Source organism: Pseudomonas sp. OTU750018 (assembly GCF_011636575.1).
In the GTDB taxonomy this organism is placed as follows: domain Bacteria; phylum Pseudomonadota; class Gammaproteobacteria; order Pseudomonadales; family Pseudomonadaceae; genus Aquipseudomonas; species Aquipseudomonas peli.
This window is the reverse complement of sequence record NZ_JAAPAU010000003.1, coordinates 628,759-644,827: the sequence shown is the minus strand read 5'-3', so window position 1 is coordinate 644,827 and position 16,069 is coordinate 628,759. Positions and strand designations below refer to the sequence as shown.

Genomic DNA, 16,069 nt, shown 5'->3' with positions numbered 1-16,069 from the left:
CTCAGCGAAAACTGTGGCGCTGGCGAATCAAATCATAGGCTTGGTGCAATTCACGGGTGCGCTCAGTGGCTTCGCGCACACGCTCAGGCGTGGCGCCGCTGCCCGCCAGCTTGTCCGGGTGGTGGCGACTCAATAAACGCCGGTATGCCTGCTTGATCTGCGCAGGCTCGGCATCGGCAGTCACATTCAATAACGCGAGGGCACGCTGATAGGCGTTGCTGGCCGTCGACACCAGCGGGCCTTGTTGCGGCGCATAAGCGTCACTCAGCTGCGCTTGGGTTGCCGAGGAAACCTGCAACCATTTGCCCCAGAGCATGATGAGCTCACGCTCGGCCTGGCTGACCTGGCCATCCACCCAGGCCATCCGCCAGCAGGCACGCAGTAATGCTTCACGACGTGCACGCTGGCGCCGCAGTGGCGCTCGCAGGCTGTCACGGCCCACCTTGCCCTGCGCGAAGGCCGCTATCGCCTGACGCTGCCCCTCGGTGTCCAGCCCAAGACGCGTCATTTCTGCCCGCGCTTGCTGAATATGCACGGGCAGAACACGGCCGCCACTCTTGGCCAAACGCCCCAGCAAGACGAAAAGTAGCCACTCATCACGCGACTCTGCGCGACCACCTAAGCGTTCACGCAAGGCTGCCCACGATTCTAGGCGCAGACGCCTATCCAGCACCTGCCCGAGCAAACCGCCGAGCATGGCGCCCGGAATACTGGCCACTGCCAGCCCCGCAACCGCGCCCAGCAAGGTCGCAGGCCAAAGCATCTCAGCGCCGCGCCTCTAGCAACTGCTCGACCTGGGCCAAACGTTCATGGGTTCCCACATCCACCCAGCAACCATCAAACCGCTCACCGGTTACCTGTCCGGTTGCCATCGCGGCACGCAACAGCGGTGCCAGCGAAAAGACGCCCGGCTGACAATCACTGAACAGCGCGGGGGATAACACCGCCATGCCGCTATAGGTCAGGCTGTCCTGCCCTGCTTGCGCATCCGTAACCTGTCCTTTCTGCAGACAGAAGTCGCCCTTGACGTGATGGCCAGGGTTCTCGATCAGCACCAGGTGCGCCAGGCCGGATAACGGACGGCGCAACTCGGCAAAGGGGTAGTCGGTGAAGATATCGCCATTGATCAGCACAAACGGCTGATCGCCCAGCAAAGGCAAGGCCTGAAAGATCCCGCCGCCGGTTTCCAACGGTTCACCCTCAGGGGAATAGGCAATGCTGACGCCGAAGCGCGATCCATCACCCAGGTAATCCTCGATCTGCTGTCCCAGCCAGGCATGATTGATCACCAGCTCGGTAAACCCGGCCGCCGCCAACGCGCGTACGTGGTATTCGATCAAGGGCACGCCGGCCGCACGCACCAATGGTTTGGGTGTATGCAGGGTAAGCGGACGCAGCCGCTCACCTTTGCCGGCCGCCAGAATCATCGCCTTCATACGGGCTCCCGTCGCAAGCTGCCGAGCAACTCAGCCAATTCAGCCAGCTCCGGCCGACGAGCCAATACCGCATCTATATAGGAGAAGAAACGCGGCACGTCCCCCAAGTACTTGGGTTTGCCATCACGATGGCAAATACGCGCAAAGATGCCTATTACCTTGAGGTGGCGTTGCACCCCCATCAAGTCGCTGGCTCGCAGAAAATCATCCAGCACCGGCTGAACCGGCACACCTGTCTCAAGCGCCTGCTGCCAGTACTGCTCCAACCAGCTGCTTACGCGCACCTCGGGCCAACTGAGGAAGGCATCCTTGAAGAGACAAGTGACGTCATACGTCACCGGGCCATAGACGGCATCCTGAAAATCCAGCACACCCGGATTCGGCTCGCTGAGCATCAAGTTGCGTGGCATGTAGTCACGGTGCACCAGCACCTTGGGCTGGGCCAGGGCGCTGTCGATCAACAACTGACTGGCACGTTGCCAGAGAGCCTGCTGCTGCTCGCTGAATTCGACGCCCAGGTGGCGTTGTACATACCACTCGGGGAAGAGCTGCAGTTCACGGCGCAGCAGAGCGTCATCATAGTGGGGGAGTGGCGTGGTCATTGGCAGTCGCTGAAACGCCAATAGCGCTTGCAGCGCATCAGCAAACAACTCATCAGCATTGTCTTCGTTGATCACATCCAGGTAGGTCTGCCGGCCAAGATCGTTGAGCAATAAAAAACCTCGCTCAAGGTCAGCGGCAAGAATATGCGGCACATTGAGGTGCGCTTCAGCGAGCAAGTGCGCCACTTTTACGAACGGCGCGCAATCTTCCTGCGGCGGCGGCGCATCCATCACGATCAGGCTGCGCCCAGCACCTTGCCAGCGAAAATAGCGACGAAAACTGGCGTCACTGCTGGCAGAGGTAAGCGTGGCGGCGGGTACAGCGCCCCAACCCTGTTTAGCAAACAGCACAAGCAGCTGCTGATCCAGCCAGTTTTCGAGAAGTTTTAAGCGTACATCTTCATCAGGCATTACAAGGTCTCCGACGGCGCTAGCCGTTGCGCGGGTCATGCTTTATTATCCAGCATCTTTTCAAGCCCATCGAGAGGCGTGCGGCCTCAGGGCCAATGGCGCGCAGGAAGCCCGGAAAAAATAAGATGGCAGTAAAATACCCCGCGTTTCGTAAAAAATTCCCTCTACTGGTCACTGGCAGCCTTCTGGCGCTACAACCTTTAGCCGTTCCTTTTGCTATCGCTGCTGAGCAGTATGATTGCCAGGTTTCCGCCACCGGCGGCTGGGCATGTGCCCCGAAGACCAGCAATGCTGCACTGCCAGCACGGCCAGTACAACGTGATTCGGTCGCCAGCAGCAACGCTGGTGAAAGCAGCACCGAAGCACCTGAAGGGAAAGCCGCGCAAGCGACCCTGGTGACTGAAAGCCGTGGCAAAGGCCTTGCTTCGCGCAGCGCTGACTTCAGCCACCTGGACTGGGTGCCGCGCGAAAACCTCAGCGCTGCTCAGTTAGCTGAAGCCGGCCCTTACTGCGCAGGCGCGTATGTAGAGCCGACGCGCCCGGGCATGGACGACAAAACGCCGATGGACGAGGCACCGATGTTCGTATCGGCCAAAGCCTCGCGTTATGAGCAAGAAGAGCAAGTCGCCACCCTCGCAGGTGACGTGGTTCTGCGCCAAGCGGGCATGCAGGTCGAAGCGGATGAAGCCAACCTGCGCCAGGCGGAAAACCGCGGCGAGCTGATCGGCAATGTGCGCCTGCGTGATCAGGGCATGCTGGTGGTGGGTGACCGCGCCGAGCTGCAGCTGGACAATGGTGAAGCCAAAGTCGACAACGCCGAATACGTCCTGCACAAGAGCCATATCCGCGGCAACGCGCTCTACGCCAAGCGCGAAGAAAGCGCGATTATCCGCCTGAAAGACGGCACCTATACCAGCTGTGAGCCCGGCAGTAACGCCTGGCACCTCAAGGGCAACAACATCACCCTGAACCCGGCCACCGGTTTCGGCACGGCGACCAACGTCACTCTGCGGGTGAAGAATATTCCGGTGTTCTACACACCTTATATCTACTTCCCGATTGATGACCGTCGCCAGTCCGGCTTCCTGCCGCCGAGCATCGGCAGCTCAAGCGATAATGGCCTGACCCTGCAAACGCCGTACTACTTCAACCTTGCGCCAAACTATGACGCAACGCTGTACCCGACCTATATGAGCGATCGCGGCTTGATGATGGAAGGCGAATTCCGCTACCTCACCAAGAACAGCGAAGGCCAGGTTGGCGGCGCGTATCTCGATGACAGTAACGACGACCGCAAACTGCAGTCGGAGTACGAAGATCAGCGCTGGATGTACAGCTGGCAGCACAAAACAGGCCTGACTTCGCGCCTCCTGGCTGAAGTTGATTACACCGACATCAGCGACCCTTACTACTTCCAGGACCTGAATACTGACCTGGGTGTTAGCGCAACGGGTTACGTCAATCAGCGCGGCACTTTGACCTACCGTGGCGACAGTTACACAGCCAGCCTGAATGCTCATGCTTATGAGCTGGCAAATATCACCGACATTACCCCGTATAACCGTCTGCCGCAGCTGACCCTGGATGGCATGCTGCCATTTAAACCCGCAGGCGTTAACTTCAGTTATGGCACGGAATATGTGCGCTTCGACCGCAGCCTGCGTAAGGGCAATTTCATTAATGAAGATGGCGTAGTTGAGCAACAGTGGTACGACACCTTCGTTCAAGGCCTGGCGCGCGCCAATGGTGAGCGACTGCATGTTGAACCCGCTGCAAGCCTGCCACTGAATTGGAGCTGGGGTTTTGTCACGCCGCAAGTTAAGTACCTGCAGACCAACTATGACCTGAGCCTTGACGCTAAAGGCAAGGCCGATATTGCCAAGGCCCCTGTAGGCAGCTTCTTGGCAGAACAGGAATACAAGAGCAGCCAAAGCCGCGGCATAGGCATGTTTAGCCTGGATAGCGGCCTGTACTTCGACCGCGACACCCAGTGGTTCGGCAAAAACTACCGCCAGACGCTAGAACCGCGCCTGTTCTACCTTTATGTACCTGAAGAAGACCAGACTGATATCCCGGTCTTTGACTCTGGCGAAAGTACATTCAGCTACTCCTCGCTGTGGCGTGAAAATCGCTTCTCCGGCAAGGATCGTATCGGCGACGAGAACAAGCTGTCTCTAGGTGTAACCAACCGCTGGATCGAACCGAATGGCTTTGAGCGCCAGCGCTTTAGCATCGGCCAGTCCTTCTACTTCGAAGATCGCCAAGTACAGCTACCAGGCATTGATTACCGCACCCGCGCCGACGCAACGGCAGCTGTATCGCCCTATGCGCTTGAATACTTATATCGCTTTAACCGCGACTGGCGCTTCACTTCGGACTTCAACTGGGATCCGGATAGCGGCAGCACCCGCTCGGGTAGCGCTATGTTCCACTACCAGCCAGAAGACAACCCGAACAAGGTGGTCAACGCCGGTTATCGCTATCGCAATGACACCGTGCGTTATGACGAAGCGACCGGCAACTGGGTTGTTGGTGGCGGCGACTACGGCACAGAGGGCAGCCCGAACTACATCAAGGACTACTACAAGATCAGCCAGCACGACTTCTCGGTCATCTGGCCAATCGTTCCGCAGTGGAGCGTGATCTCTCGCTGGCAGTATGACTACGGCCGCGACCGTACGCTGGAGGCCTTCGCAGGCTTCGAGTACGACAGCTGCTGCTGGAAACTGCGCCTGATCAACCGCTACTGGATTGACTACGACGAAGTCAGCCTGAATCCGTCACTGAACGACCAGGCTGATCGCGGCATCTTCTTGCAGATCGTACTCAAAGGTTTGGGTGGCGTAGTCGGCAATAAAGTTGAGACTTTCCTCGACCAAGGCATTCAAGGTTATCGTGAACGTGAAGATCAAGCTTTCTGATTGCGTGCGCCCCCTGCTGTTGGGCGCGCTGTTTCTGGGTACCGCGGCAAATGCGGCGGTTCAACCTCTCAACCGCGTTGTAGCGATTGTCGACAATGACGTGGTGATGCAAAGCCAGCTCGACTCACGCTTGCGTGAAGTGCAGCAAACCATCACCCAGCGCGGTGCAGCCCTGCCGCCGGAGCATGTGCTCAGCCAGCAAGTGCTTGAGCGCCTGATCATCGAGAACATCCAGCTACAGATTGGCGAACGCTCTGGCATTCGCATCACGGATGAAGAGCTGAACCAGGCCATTGGTACCATCGCCCAGCGTAATGGCATGAGCATCGAGCAGTTCCGCGCCGCCTTGGCGGCAGATGGCCTCTCGTACACCGATGCCCGTGACCAAGTGCGCCGCGAGATGATCATCAGCCGCGTGCGTCAACGTCGCGTGGCTGAACGCATCCAGGTCACCGATCAGGAAGTGCAAAACTTCCTCGCCTCAGACATGGGCAAGATGCAGCTGTCGGAAGAATTCCGCCTGGCTAACATCCTGATCCCGGTCACTGAAGCTGCATCTCCGGAAGATATTCAGGCGGCAGAGCGTCAGGCTCGTGAGCTGTACCAGCAGCTGCAACAGGGTGCCGACTTCGCCCAGCTGGCTATTGCACGCTCGGCCAGCGAAACCGCGCTGGAAGGTGGCGAAATGGGCTGGCGTAAAGCCGGGCAGTTGCCACCGCCTTTCGACAGCATGCTTAGCGCCTTGTCGGTTGGCCAGGTGACAGAGCCGATGCGGACTCCCGGCGGCTTTATCATGATCAAGCTGCTGGAAAAGCGCGGCGGTGACAGCCAGGTACGCGACGAAGTGAACGTTCGCCACATCCTGATCAAACCCAGCGAAATCCGTAGCGAAGCTGAAACCAAACGCCTGGTTGAACGTCTGCACCAGCGGATCCTGGCCGGGGAAGATTTCGCCGAACTGGCGAAGAACTTCTCCGAAGACCCAGGCTCGGCGCTGAACGGCGGCACCCTGAGCTGGATCGACCCAAATGTACTGGTGCCTGAATTCCGCGAAGTGATGAACAACACGCCAGCTGGCGAGCTGTCCAAACCTTTCAAGAGCCCTTACGGCTGGCATGTTCTCGAAGTCATGGGCCGCCGCGCCACGGACAGCAGCGCACAGTACCGCGAGCAGCAGGCAATGACCGTACTGCGTAACCGCAAGTATGATGAAGAGCTGCAAGCGTGGCTGCGCCAGATCCGCGACGAAGCCTACGTCGAAACCAAACTCTGACAGGCGCATCGCGCTCGCGCAGACAACCGAAAAGCCTGGCTGATGCATCTGCAGAGCCAGGCTTTTTTGTGGCCGCTCAAACCTGGCAGCTACTCGCCAGGGCAACGCATAATGCCTCACCGCCCTCGCCACCTGATGGGCTAACCCTTATGGCACAGACGTGAGAGCTCCTCCATGAACACCGCCCGTCTTTTTGCGCTAACACCTGGCGAACCAGCCGGCATAGGCCCCGACCTCTGCCTACTGCTGGCGCGTCACGCACAGCCGCATGCGCTGATTGCCATCGCCAGTCGCGACTTGTTAGCTGAGCGCGCCCAGCTGCTTGGGTTAAGCATTGACCTGATCAACGTCAGCCCCGGTGCCTGGCCAAGCCAGGCTGCGGCGGCAGGTAGTCTGTACGTCTGGGATACACCACTCGCCGCGGCCGTGGTTGCTGGCCAGCTGAACGCATGTAACGCGCCCTACGTACTGGAAACACTGACCCGCGCCGGCCAGGGCTGCCTCGACAGCCACTTCGCGGGCATGATTACCGCCCCCGTGCACAAGGGCATGATCAACGAAAGCGGGATTGCCTTCTCCGGGCACACCGAGTTTCTCGCCGAACTGACCCACACCGAGCAGGTGGTGATGATGCTCGCTACCCACGGCCTGCGTGTGGCGTTGGTGACCACACACTTGCCACTCAAGGATGTAGCAGCAGCCATCACCCCAGAGCGTCTCAGTCGCGTCACACGTATTCTCGACCATGACCTGCGCACGAAATTCGGCATCACTGCCCCGCGTATTCTGGTTTGCGGTCTCAACCCGCACGCCGGTGAAGGCGGCCATTTGGGCATGGAAGAAATCGAGGTGATAGAGCCCACCCTGCAGCAGTTACGAAGCGAAGGTATCAACCTGATCGGCCCACTACCCGCCGACACGCTGTTCACTCCCAAACACCTTGAGCACTGCGATGCGGTGCTGGCGATGTACCACGACCAGGGCTTGCCGGTACTCAAATACAAAGGCTTTGGCGCTGCGGTGAACATCACCTTGGGGCTACCGATCATCCGCACCTCGGTCGATCACGGCACGGCGCTGGACCTGGCGGGTAGCGGCAAAATTGACAGCGGCAGCCTGCAGGTCGCCCTGCAAACGGCCTATCAAATGGCCGCCAGCCAGGTGAAAAGCGCCTGACTGCAACGCCCGGCACGGGGCGTACGCCGCCAATGCTGTTAAACTGTCGGGCTTTCTACCCGCGTTAAATTCGCTTCAAGCCGATGCTTTGAAGCCTGGAGCTGCTGCATGTCCGAATACCAACACCGCGCGCGCAAGCGTTTCGGCCAGAACTTCCTGCATGACGCCGGGGTGATTCACCGCATTCTGCGCGCCATCTTCGCCCGCGAAGGTGAACACATGCTGGAAATCGGCCCAGGCCAGGGCGCATTGACCGAAGGGTTGCTGAGCAGCGGCGCGCAGCTCGACGTGATTGAACTCGACCGTGACTTGGTGCCGATCCTGCAACACCAGTTCGGCAGCAACCCGCGCTTTCGCCTGAACCAGGGCGACGCCCTCAAATTCGATTTCAACCAGCTGCAGGCTGCACCACGCAGCCTGCGTGTGGTCGGCAACCTGCCCTACAACATCTCCACGCCACTGATCTTCCACCTGCTGAGCAATGCCGCATTGATTCGCGACATGCACTTTATGCTGCAGAAGGAAGTGGTCGAGCGCATGGCAGCAGTGCCCGGCGGCGGTGACTGGGGCCGGTTGTCGATCATGGTGCAGTACCACTGCCGTGTGGAGCACCTTTTCAATGTCGGTCCTGGCGCGTTCAATCCGCCGCCAAAGGTTGATTCGGCGATCGTCCGCCTGGTGCCACACGAGGTGCTGCCGCACCCGGCCAAGGACCACCACCTGCTTGAGCGTGTGGTGCGCGAAGCCTTTAACCAACGGCGTAAGACCCTGCGCAACACCTTGAAGAACTTACTGCCGGCCGATGCCATCGAAGCGGCGGGCGTCGATGGCAGCCTGCGCCCTGAGCAACTGGATCTGGCTGCGTTTGTACGCCTGGCGGACAAACTGGCCGAACACCCCAACGCCGACTGACAGCGGCTAGACTGCTTCTGCCTACCGAGTTAATTACGCATGAGCGATTCGCGCTACAACATCGACGTCAGCGTCGTTACCCGCTACCTGCCGGAGCAATCGCAGCCGGAGCAGAACCGTTTTGCGTTCGCCTACACCGTCACGGTGAGCAACAAGGGTGAACTGCCAGCCAAACTGCTCTCGCGCCACTGGGTGATCACCGACGGTGACGGCCGTGTGCAGGAAGTGCGTGGCGCCGGCGTCATCGGCCAACAGCCGCTGATCGAGGCAGGCGCCAGCCACACCTACAGCAGCGGCACGGTGATGGCCACTCGCGTCGGAATCATGCAGGGCAGCTATCAGATGCTCGCCGAAGACGGTAAACGCTTTGACGCACTGATCGCGCCCTTCCGTCTTGCGGTGCCGGGCTCGCTGCACTGATGGCCACCTACGCTGTCGGCGACCTGCAAGGCTGTCTGAAACCGTTGCAATGCCTGCTTGAACGCGTGGCCTTTGATCCAGCGAAGGACAAACTATGGCTGGTCGGTGATCTGGTTAACCGCGGCCCTGAATCCCTGGCGACGCTGCGTTTCCTCTACAGCATCCGCGATGCATTGACCTGCGTATTGGGTAACCACGACCTGCACTTGCTGGCCGTAGCGCACAATATCGAGCGACTGAAGAGAGGCGATACCCTGCGCGAAATCATCGACGCGCCGGATGCGACTGACCTGCTCGACTGGCTGCGCCAGCAGAAACTCCTGCATTACGATGAAGCCCGCGATACCGCCCTGGTGCACGCGGGCATCCCGCCACAGTGGAACATGGACAAAGCCCTCCGCCGCGCTGCCGAAGTGGAAGAAGCCCTGCGTGATGACGCGCGCCTGCCGCTGTTTCTCGACGGCATGTACGGCAACGAACCGGCCAAGTGGCACGGCGACCTGCAAGGCATTACGCGCCTGCGGGTTATCACCAACTACTTCACCCGCATGCGTTTCTGTAAAGCCGACGGCACCCTCGACCTGAAAAGCAAGGAAGGCGTCGGCTCAGCACCACCGGGCTACGCCCCCTGGTTCAGCTACAAACAGCGCAAAACCCGTGGCCAACGGATCATCTTCGGCCACTGGGCGGCGCTCGAAGGACAATCCACTGAACCCGACGTAATTGCCCTGGATACCGGTTGCGTATGGGGCGCGAGCATGACCTTGATGAATATCGATAGTGGCGAAAAATACAGCTGCGACTGTAAGGAGCAAGCATGAGCGAATTCAAACGCATCCCCCCCGAGCAGGCTCAGGCCCTGCGCCAGCAAGGCGCAGTAGTGGTCGACATCCGTGACCCGCAGAGCTTCGCCGCCGGCCACATCAGCGGCTCGCAGCACCTCGACAACCACTCACTGCATGCCTTTATCACTCAAGCTGATCTCGATGCGCCGCTGATCGTCACCTGCTACCACGGCAACTCCAGCCAAAGCGCCGCGGCCTATCTGGTCGGCCAGGGCTTTAGTGATGTCTACAGCCTCGATGGTGGTTTCGAGCTGTGGCGTGCGACCTTCCCCAGCGACACCGCACAAGCCGCCGAAGAATAATTTTTTCACCGCACAGGCCGCACCAGCAGCGGCCTGCCGGCCTCCACTGACCAACGGTAATATCCTGTTATCGTTCCCCGCCACTTGACCCCGCCGATTCCGAACTATCCTTTAGCCCAGGCCATCCAAAACAAGGTAGAGCCGGCCAAACGGCATCGGGCCATCGGTATGACTATTTGGTGTTCTGGGGGTTTTACCCGGCTGCATCCGCACCGGAGCTGCCAAGCACCTGACCGACCCCGCACCGGCTCTGCGCATCGAGCGAGGTGAAGTCATGAGCATTTTCAGCCACTTCCAACAACGTTTCGAAGCGACTCGCCAGGAGGAGTTCACCCTCCAGGAGTACCTCGAACTGTGCAAACAGGATCGCAGCGCCTACGCCTCGGCAGCCGAACGCCTGTTGCTGGCCATTGGCGAGCCTGAACTGCTCGACACCTCGACTGATCCACGGCTATCGCGCATCTTCTCCAACAAGGTGATTCGCCGTTACCCGGCTTTTGCTGACTTCCACGGCATGGAAGAGTGCATCGACCAGATCGTGTCCTACTTCCGCCATGCAGCCCAAGGCCTCGAAGAGAAGAAACAAATCCTCTACTTACTTGGCCCAGTGGGCGGCGGTAAATCCTCGCTGGCGGAGAAGCTCAAGCACCTCATCGAGAAAGTGCCGTTCTATGCGATCAAGGGCTCCCCGGTGTTCGAGTCACCGCTCGGCCTGTTCAGCGACGCCGAAGACGGCGCCATCCTCGAAGAGGACTACGGCATCCCCCGGCGCTACCTGAATAGCATCATGTCGCCCTGGGCCACCAAGCGCCTGCAGGAATTCGGCGGCGACATCAGCCAGTTCCGCGTGGTCAAACTCTACCCTTCGATCCTTAACCAGATCGCCGTCGCCAAAACCGAACCAGGCGATGAGAACAATCAGGACATCTCCGCCCTAGTCGGCAAGGTGGACATCCGCAAGCTCGAGGAATACCCGCAGAACGACGCCGACGCCTACAGCTATTCAGGCGCACTGTGCCGGGCCAACCAGGGCCTGATGGAATTCGTCGAGATGTTCAAGGCACCGATCAAGGTGCTGCACCCACTGCTCACCGCCACTCAGGAAGGCAACTACAACAGCACCGAAGGCCTCGGTGCGATTCCCTACAGCGGCATCCTGCTGGCGCACTCCAACGAATCGGAATGGCACAGTTTCCGCAACAACAAGAACAACGAAGCGTTCATTGATCGCATTTATATCGTCAAGGTGCCGTACTGCCTGCGCGTAAGTGACGAGATCAAAATCTACGACAAGCTCCTGTTCAACAGCTCCTTGGCCAAAGCCCATTGCGCACCGGACACGCTGAAGATGCTCGCGCAGTTCTCCACCCTCAGCCGCCTGAAGGAGCCGGAAAACTCCAACGTCTATTCGAAGATGCGCGTGTACGACGGCGAAAACCTCAAGGACACCGACCCTAAGGCCAAGTCGATTCAGGAGTACCGCGATACGGCGGGCGTCGATGAGGGGATGAACGGCCTGTCGACCCGTTTCGCCTTCAAGATCCTGTCCAAGGTGTTCAACTTCGACCCCCATGAAGTGGCCGCCAACCCGGTGCATCTGCTCTATGTGCTGGAGCAGCAGATCGAGCAGGAACAGTTCCCGGCAGAAACGCGTGAGCGCTACCTGCGCTTTATCAAGGAGTACCTGGCGCCGCGCTACATCGAGTTTATCGGCAAGGAAATCCAAACGGCCTATCTGGAGTCCTACAGCGAGTACGGGCAAAACATCTTCGACCGCTACGTGCTGTACGCCGATTTCTGGATTCAGGATCAGGAATACCGCGATCCGGAAACCGGCGAGATTCTCAACCGTGTAGCCCTCAATGAAGAGCTGGAAAAGATCGAAAAACCAGCCGGCATCAGCAACCCGAAGGATTTCCGCAACGAGATCGTCAACTTCGTGCTGCGCGCCCGTGCCAACAACAATGGCAAGAACCCGACGTGGCTGAGCTACGAAAAACTGCGGGTGGTGATCGAGAAGAAGATGTTCTCCAACACCGAGGACCTGCTGCCGGTCATCAGCTTCAACGCCAAAGCAAGCAAGGAGGATCAACAGAAGCACAACGACTTCGTCACCCGCATGGTCGAGCGCGGTTACACCGACAAGCAGGTACGCCTGCTCTCCGAGTGGTATCTGCGGGTTCGTAAATCGCAATAGAGCGGCCTGACGCAACAGACCACGCAGCAGCGCAGCGCGCGGCACAGTGCCCTGCCCGCGTTTGCGCCTGATGCCTGCAGTGCACGGAGGGCAGTTATGAGCCATGTGATCGACCGACGCCTGAACGGTAAGAACAAGAGCACGGTGAACCGCCAGCGCTTCCTGCGGCGTTACCGTGACCACATCAAGAAGGCAGTGGAAGAGGCGGTCAGCCGCCGCTCCATCACTGATATGGAGCACGGTGAGCAGATCAGCATTCCCGGCCGCGATATCGACGAGCCAGTGCTGCACCATGGTCGCGGCGGCCGCCAGACCACCGTGCACCCGGGCAACCGTGAATTCACCACCGGCGAGAAGATTGCCCGCCCGCAAGGTGGAGGCAGCGGCCAGGGCGCCGGCAAGGCGAGCAACTCGGGCGAAGGCATGGATGAGTTCGTCTTCCAGATCACTCAGGAAGAATTCCTCGACTTTATGTTCGAGGACCTTGAGTTACCTAACCTGATCAAACGCCACCTTACCGGCTGCGACACCTTCAAGAGCGTACGCGCCGGCATCAGCAATGAAGGCAACCCCTCGCGCATCAATATCGTGCGCACCCTGCGCTCGGCCCACGCGCGGCGCATTGCTCTGTCCGGCAGCAGCCGCAACAAACTCAAGAGCGCTCAGGCCGAACTGGAACGTCTGAAGCTGGAGCAGCCGGATAACCTTGGCGATATCCACGCACTGGAAGAAGAAGTCAGCAAGCTGCGTGCGCGGATCAAACGCATTCCCTTCCTCGATACCTTCGACCTCAAGTACAACCTGCTGGTCAAACAGCCCAACCCCAGTTCCAAGGCGGTGATGTTCTGCCTGATGGACGTCTCCGGCTCCATGACCCAGTCGACCAAGGACATCGCCAAGCGCTTCTTTATCCTGCTGTACCTGTTCCTCAAGCGGAACTACGACAAGATCGAGGTGGTGTTTATCCGCCACCACACCAGTGCCAAAGAGGTCGACGAGGAAGAGTTTTTCTATTCACGGGAAACCGGCGGCACCATCGTTTCCAGCGCGCTGAAACTGATGCAGGAGATCATGGTCGAGCGCTACCCGATCAACGAATGGAATATCTACGCCGCCCAGGCGTCGGATGGTGACAACTGGAATGATGACTCGCCGATCTGCAGGGACATATTGATCAACCAGATTATGCCGTTCGTGCAGTACTTCACTTACGTAGAGATCACCCCGCGCGAGCATCAGGCGCTGTGGTTTGAGTATGAGCACGTGAGTGAGACATTCGCCGACACCTTTGCCCAGCAGCAGCTGGTGGCGGCCGGTGACATTTACCCGGTATTCCGCGACCTGTTCCAGCGGAGGCTAGCCACATGAGTACGAGCAAAGACAAGCGCCGCCAGCCGATCTCCACGGGTTCGGAGTGGACCTTCGAGCTGATCCGCCAGTACGACCGCGAAATCGGCCGCATCGCCGAACGCTATGCGCTGGACACCTACCCCAACCAGATCGAGGTGATCACCGCCGAGCAGATGATGGACGCCTACGCCTCGGTCGGCATGCCGCTGGGTTACCACCACTGGTCCTACGGCAAGCACTTCCTCAGCACCGAGAAGGGCTACAAGCGGGGGCAGATGGGCCTGGCCTACGAGATCGTGATCAACTCCGACCCGTGCATCGCCTACCTGATGGAAGAAAACACCATCTGCATGCAGGCCCTGGTGATCGCCCATGCCTGCTACGGCCACAACAGCTTCTTCAAGGGCAACTACCTGTTCCGCACCTGGACCGATGCTAGCTCGATCATCGACTACCTGGTGTTCGCCAAGCAGTACATCATGCAGTGCGAAGAGCGCCACGGCATCGACGCGGTGGAGGACCTGCTCGACTCCTGCCACGCGCTGATGAACTACGGTGTCGACCGCTACAAACGCCCCTACCCGATTTCCGCCGAGGAAGAACGGCGGCGCATGAAGGACCGTGAAGAACACCTGCAGAAGCAGATCAACGACCTCTGGCGGACCATTCCGAAAAGCGCCAGTAAAGGCGACGGCAAAGACAACAAACGCTTCCCTGCCGAGCCACAGGAAAACATCCTCTACTTCTTGGAAAAACACGCCCCGCTGCTCGAGCCCTGGCAGCGCGAGATTATTCGCATCGTGCGCAAGATTGCCCAGTACTTCTACCCACAACGCCAAACGCAGGTGATGAACGAAGGCTGGGCGACCTTCTGGCACTACACCCTCATGAACGATCTGTACGACGAAGGCCTGGTGACCGAAGGCTTTATGATGGAGTTCCTGCAGTCGCACACCAGCGTGGTCTATCAGCCGCCATTCGACAGCCCCTATTACAGCGGCATCAACCCCTATGCGCTGGGCTTTGCCATGTACCGCGATATTCGCCGCATCTGCGAAGCGCCTACTGAGGAAGATCGCCGCTGGTTCCCCGACATTGCCGGCAGCGACTGGCTCACAACCCTGAAATTCGCCATGAACAGCTTCAAGGACGAGAGCTTTATCCTGCAGTATCTGTCACCCAAAGTGATCCGCGACCTCAAGCTGTTTAGCATCCTTGATGACGACCAGAAAGACGAGCTGGTTGTACCCGCGATCCATGACGAGCCCGGCTACCAGCAGATTAGGGAAACCCTGGCCGCGCAATACAACTTGGGCAACCGTGAACCCAATGTGCAGATCTGGAGTATCGACCGCCGCGGCGACCGCTCACTGACCCTGCGCCACCAGCAGCATGATCGTAAACCGCTGGGCAACTCCACCGAGGAAGTGCTGAAACACCTGCACCGCCTATGGGGTTTCAATATTCATCTGGAGATGTACCAGGGCGAACAACTGATCGGCACCCAGCATGTACCGCCAAAGCATGAAACCGAACATGACAGCGACTACCCGCGTCTCGACCTTATGATCCCGCCCATTTGATCGGTTGCGCGCCCACGATGCCAAGCACCAGCATGCGCAGCAGACCAACCGGGAATCTGCTGATGCGCCTGTTTATCGTATTACTGCTGTGCCTGGCACTGGCCACCTGCAGCAGCCAGCTGCCGCGCGCCCAGGTACTGACACCCGCCAGCGCCGAACTGACCGGCAGACATAGCTTCAGCCTGATCGCCGCCGAACAGGCCGTAGACGGCGATGTGCCCTTTTCCGAGCGCTATACACAGCTTGAACAGTTATTGCGCGAGGGCTTGAGCGCCCGTGGTTACCGGGCCACCCCGCAGGCAGAGATTCAGGTGTATTACTGGCTGGCAGTGCAGGACAGCCCACTGGACTTCAAGGTTGAGGCCGCCCCACCTACCCCGCTTGGCCCCTACCAGGCGATCCACCGCCTGCGCGATGAAACCGGCACCTTGCGCGTCCGCCTGACCACTCCGGCGCAGCACATCCTCTGGGAAGGCTTGGTCAATACCGGCCTGAGCCCCGCCAAAGACAGCGCTGAACTGCTCGAACGCGCCACCCAAGCACTCTTGCAGCAAATCCCCCTAGCCAGCCAGTAGTCCAGATGCAATCCGGGAATACGCTGGACCACTCAGAACTGCATCCAGGCTACCCCTCGTCAGTGG

At 59.3% G+C, this 16,069-nt stretch carries 14 protein-coding genes; 11 read left to right on the top strand and 3 right to left on the bottom strand.

The annotated features are described in order from the left end of the window. Window position 1: 1 nt before the first annotated feature. The 3 genes from HCI85_RS18540 to HCI85_RS18530 are packed head-to-tail and all read right to left on the bottom strand — an operon-like array spanning window position 2 to window position 2,449. Window positions 2-763, bottom strand: coding sequence for a DnaJ domain-containing protein (locus HCI85_RS18540; RefSeq protein ID WP_167146980.1), 762 nt, complete (start codon window positions 761-763; stop codon window positions 2-4). Between the two features lies 1 nt (window position 764). Continuing rightward, the gene (murU, locus tag HCI85_RS18535; protein ID WP_167146977.1) at window positions 765-1,436 is read right to left on the bottom strand and encodes an N-acetylmuramate alpha-1-phosphate uridylyltransferase MurU; all 672 of its coding nucleotides are present in this window, start codon (window positions 1,434-1,436) and stop codon (window positions 765-767) included. Further along, window positions 1,433-2,449: an aminoglycoside phosphotransferase family protein gene (locus tag HCI85_RS18530; protein ID WP_167146974.1), complete on the bottom strand. Its 1,017-nt coding sequence runs from the start codon at window positions 2,447-2,449 to the stop codon at window positions 1,433-1,435. Before HCI85_RS18530 ends, murU begins: the two co-directional genes overlap by 4 nt. Before the next feature lie 125 nt (window positions 2,450-2,574). Between HCI85_RS18530 and HCI85_RS18525 the strand changes: the two genes are divergently transcribed. The 11 genes from HCI85_RS18525 (at window position 2,575) to HCI85_RS18475 (ending at window position 16,003) form a co-directional block, all read left to right on the top strand. Then, window positions 2,575-5,370: an LPS-assembly protein LptD gene (locus tag HCI85_RS18525; protein ID WP_167146972.1), complete on the top strand. Its 2,796-nt coding sequence runs from the start codon at window positions 2,575-2,577 to the stop codon at window positions 5,368-5,370. Next, window positions 5,351-6,643 carry a peptidylprolyl isomerase gene (locus HCI85_RS18520; protein ID WP_167146969.1) on the top strand — a complete coding sequence of 431 codons (1,293 nt, stop codon included), beginning with the start codon at window positions 5,351-5,353 and terminating at the stop codon, window positions 6,641-6,643. Before HCI85_RS18525 ends, HCI85_RS18520 begins: the two co-directional genes overlap by 20 nt. A 174-nt stretch (window positions 6,644-6,817) precedes the next feature. Beyond that, window positions 6,818-7,819 carry a 4-hydroxythreonine-4-phosphate dehydrogenase PdxA gene (gene pdxA / locus HCI85_RS18515; RefSeq protein ID WP_167146966.1) on the top strand — a complete coding sequence of 334 codons (1,002 nt, stop codon included), beginning with the start codon at window positions 6,818-6,820 and terminating at the stop codon, window positions 7,817-7,819. 108 nt (window positions 7,820-7,927) lie between these two features. Continuing rightward, entirely contained in the window at window positions 7,928-8,731 is an 804-nt protein-coding gene (rsmA, locus tag HCI85_RS18510; RefSeq protein WP_090256072.1) for a 16S rRNA (adenine(1518)-N(6)/adenine(1519)-N(6))-dimethyltransferase RsmA, read from the top strand. Window positions 8,732-8,770: 39 nt separating this feature from the next. Next, complete coding sequence (gene apaG / locus HCI85_RS18505; RefSeq protein ID WP_090256071.1) at window positions 8,771-9,151, top strand: Co2+/Mg2+ efflux protein ApaG; 381 nt, start codon at window positions 8,771-8,773, stop codon at window positions 9,149-9,151. Then, a complete protein-coding gene (locus tag HCI85_RS18500) occupies window positions 9,151-9,972 on the top strand; it encodes a symmetrical bis(5'-nucleosyl)-tetraphosphatase (RefSeq protein WP_167146963.1) in 822 nt (273 codons plus the stop codon). The genes apaG and HCI85_RS18500 overlap by 1 nt, the downstream gene beginning before the upstream one ends. Beyond that, window positions 9,969-10,298 (top strand): thiosulfate sulfurtransferase GlpE, encoded by a 330-nt coding sequence (glpE, locus tag HCI85_RS18495; protein ID WP_090256069.1) that lies wholly within the window; start codon window positions 9,969-9,971, stop codon window positions 10,296-10,298. Before HCI85_RS18500 ends, glpE begins: the two co-directional genes overlap by 4 nt. Window positions 10,299-10,572: 274 nt before the next feature. Further along, window positions 10,573-12,495, top strand: a complete 1,923-nt coding sequence (locus HCI85_RS18490) for a PrkA family serine protein kinase (protein ID WP_160089444.1) — start codon at window positions 10,573-10,575, stop codon at window positions 12,493-12,495. A 96-nt stretch (window positions 12,496-12,591) separates the two neighbouring features. Next, window positions 12,592-13,863, top strand: a complete 1,272-nt coding sequence (locus HCI85_RS18485) for a YeaH/YhbH family protein (RefSeq protein WP_167146960.1) — start codon at window positions 12,592-12,594, stop codon at window positions 13,861-13,863. Continuing rightward, window positions 13,860-15,428: a SpoVR family protein gene (locus HCI85_RS18480; RefSeq protein ID WP_167146957.1), complete on the top strand. Its 1,569-nt coding sequence runs from the start codon at window positions 13,860-13,862 to the stop codon at window positions 15,426-15,428. Before HCI85_RS18485 ends, HCI85_RS18480 begins: the two co-directional genes overlap by 4 nt. Window positions 15,429-15,490: 62 nt before the next feature. Beyond that, entirely contained in the window at window positions 15,491-16,003 is a 513-nt protein-coding gene (locus tag HCI85_RS18475) for a DUF4136 domain-containing protein (protein ID WP_167146954.1), read from the top strand. The last annotated feature ends 66 nt before the right edge of the window (window positions 16,004-16,069 follow it).

What these genes read in the sequence shown, in the direction of transcription:
- HCI85_RS18540 (WP_167146980.1), bottom strand. Translation starts at nt 763, where the DNA reads ATGCTTTGGCCTGCGACCTTGCTGGGCGCGGTTGCGGGGCTGGCAGTG.
- murU (WP_167146977.1), bottom strand. Translation starts at nt 1,436, where the DNA reads ATGAAGGCGATGATTCTGGCGGCCGGCAAAGGTGAGCGGCTGCGTCCG.
- HCI85_RS18530 (WP_167146974.1), bottom strand. Translation starts at nt 2,449, where the DNA reads ATGCCTGATGAAGATGTACGCTTAAAACTTCTCGAAAACTGGCTGGAT.
- HCI85_RS18525 (WP_167146972.1), top strand. Translation starts at nt 2,575, where the DNA reads ATGGCAGTAAAATACCCCGCGTTTCGTAAAAAATTCCCTCTACTGGTC.
- pdxA (WP_167146966.1), top strand. Translation starts at nt 6,818, where the DNA reads ATGAACACCGCCCGTCTTTTTGCGCTAACACCTGGCGAACCAGCCGGC.
- rsmA (WP_090256072.1), top strand. Translation starts at nt 7,928, where the DNA reads ATGTCCGAATACCAACACCGCGCGCGCAAGCGTTTCGGCCAGAACTTC.
- apaG (WP_090256071.1), top strand. Translation starts at nt 8,771, where the DNA reads ATGAGCGATTCGCGCTACAACATCGACGTCAGCGTCGTTACCCGCTAC.
- HCI85_RS18500 (WP_167146963.1), top strand. Translation starts at nt 9,151, where the DNA reads ATGGCCACCTACGCTGTCGGCGACCTGCAAGGCTGTCTGAAACCGTTG.
- glpE (WP_090256069.1), top strand. Translation starts at nt 9,969, where the DNA reads ATGAGCGAATTCAAACGCATCCCCCCCGAGCAGGCTCAGGCCCTGCGC.
- HCI85_RS18490 (WP_160089444.1), top strand. Translation starts at nt 10,573, where the DNA reads ATGAGCATTTTCAGCCACTTCCAACAACGTTTCGAAGCGACTCGCCAG.
- HCI85_RS18485 (WP_167146960.1), top strand. Translation starts at nt 12,592, where the DNA reads ATGAGCCATGTGATCGACCGACGCCTGAACGGTAAGAACAAGAGCACG.
- HCI85_RS18480 (WP_167146957.1), top strand. Translation starts at nt 13,860, where the DNA reads ATGAGTACGAGCAAAGACAAGCGCCGCCAGCCGATCTCCACGGGTTCG.
- HCI85_RS18475 (WP_167146954.1), top strand. Translation starts at nt 15,491, where the DNA reads ATGCGCCTGTTTATCGTATTACTGCTGTGCCTGGCACTGGCCACCTGC.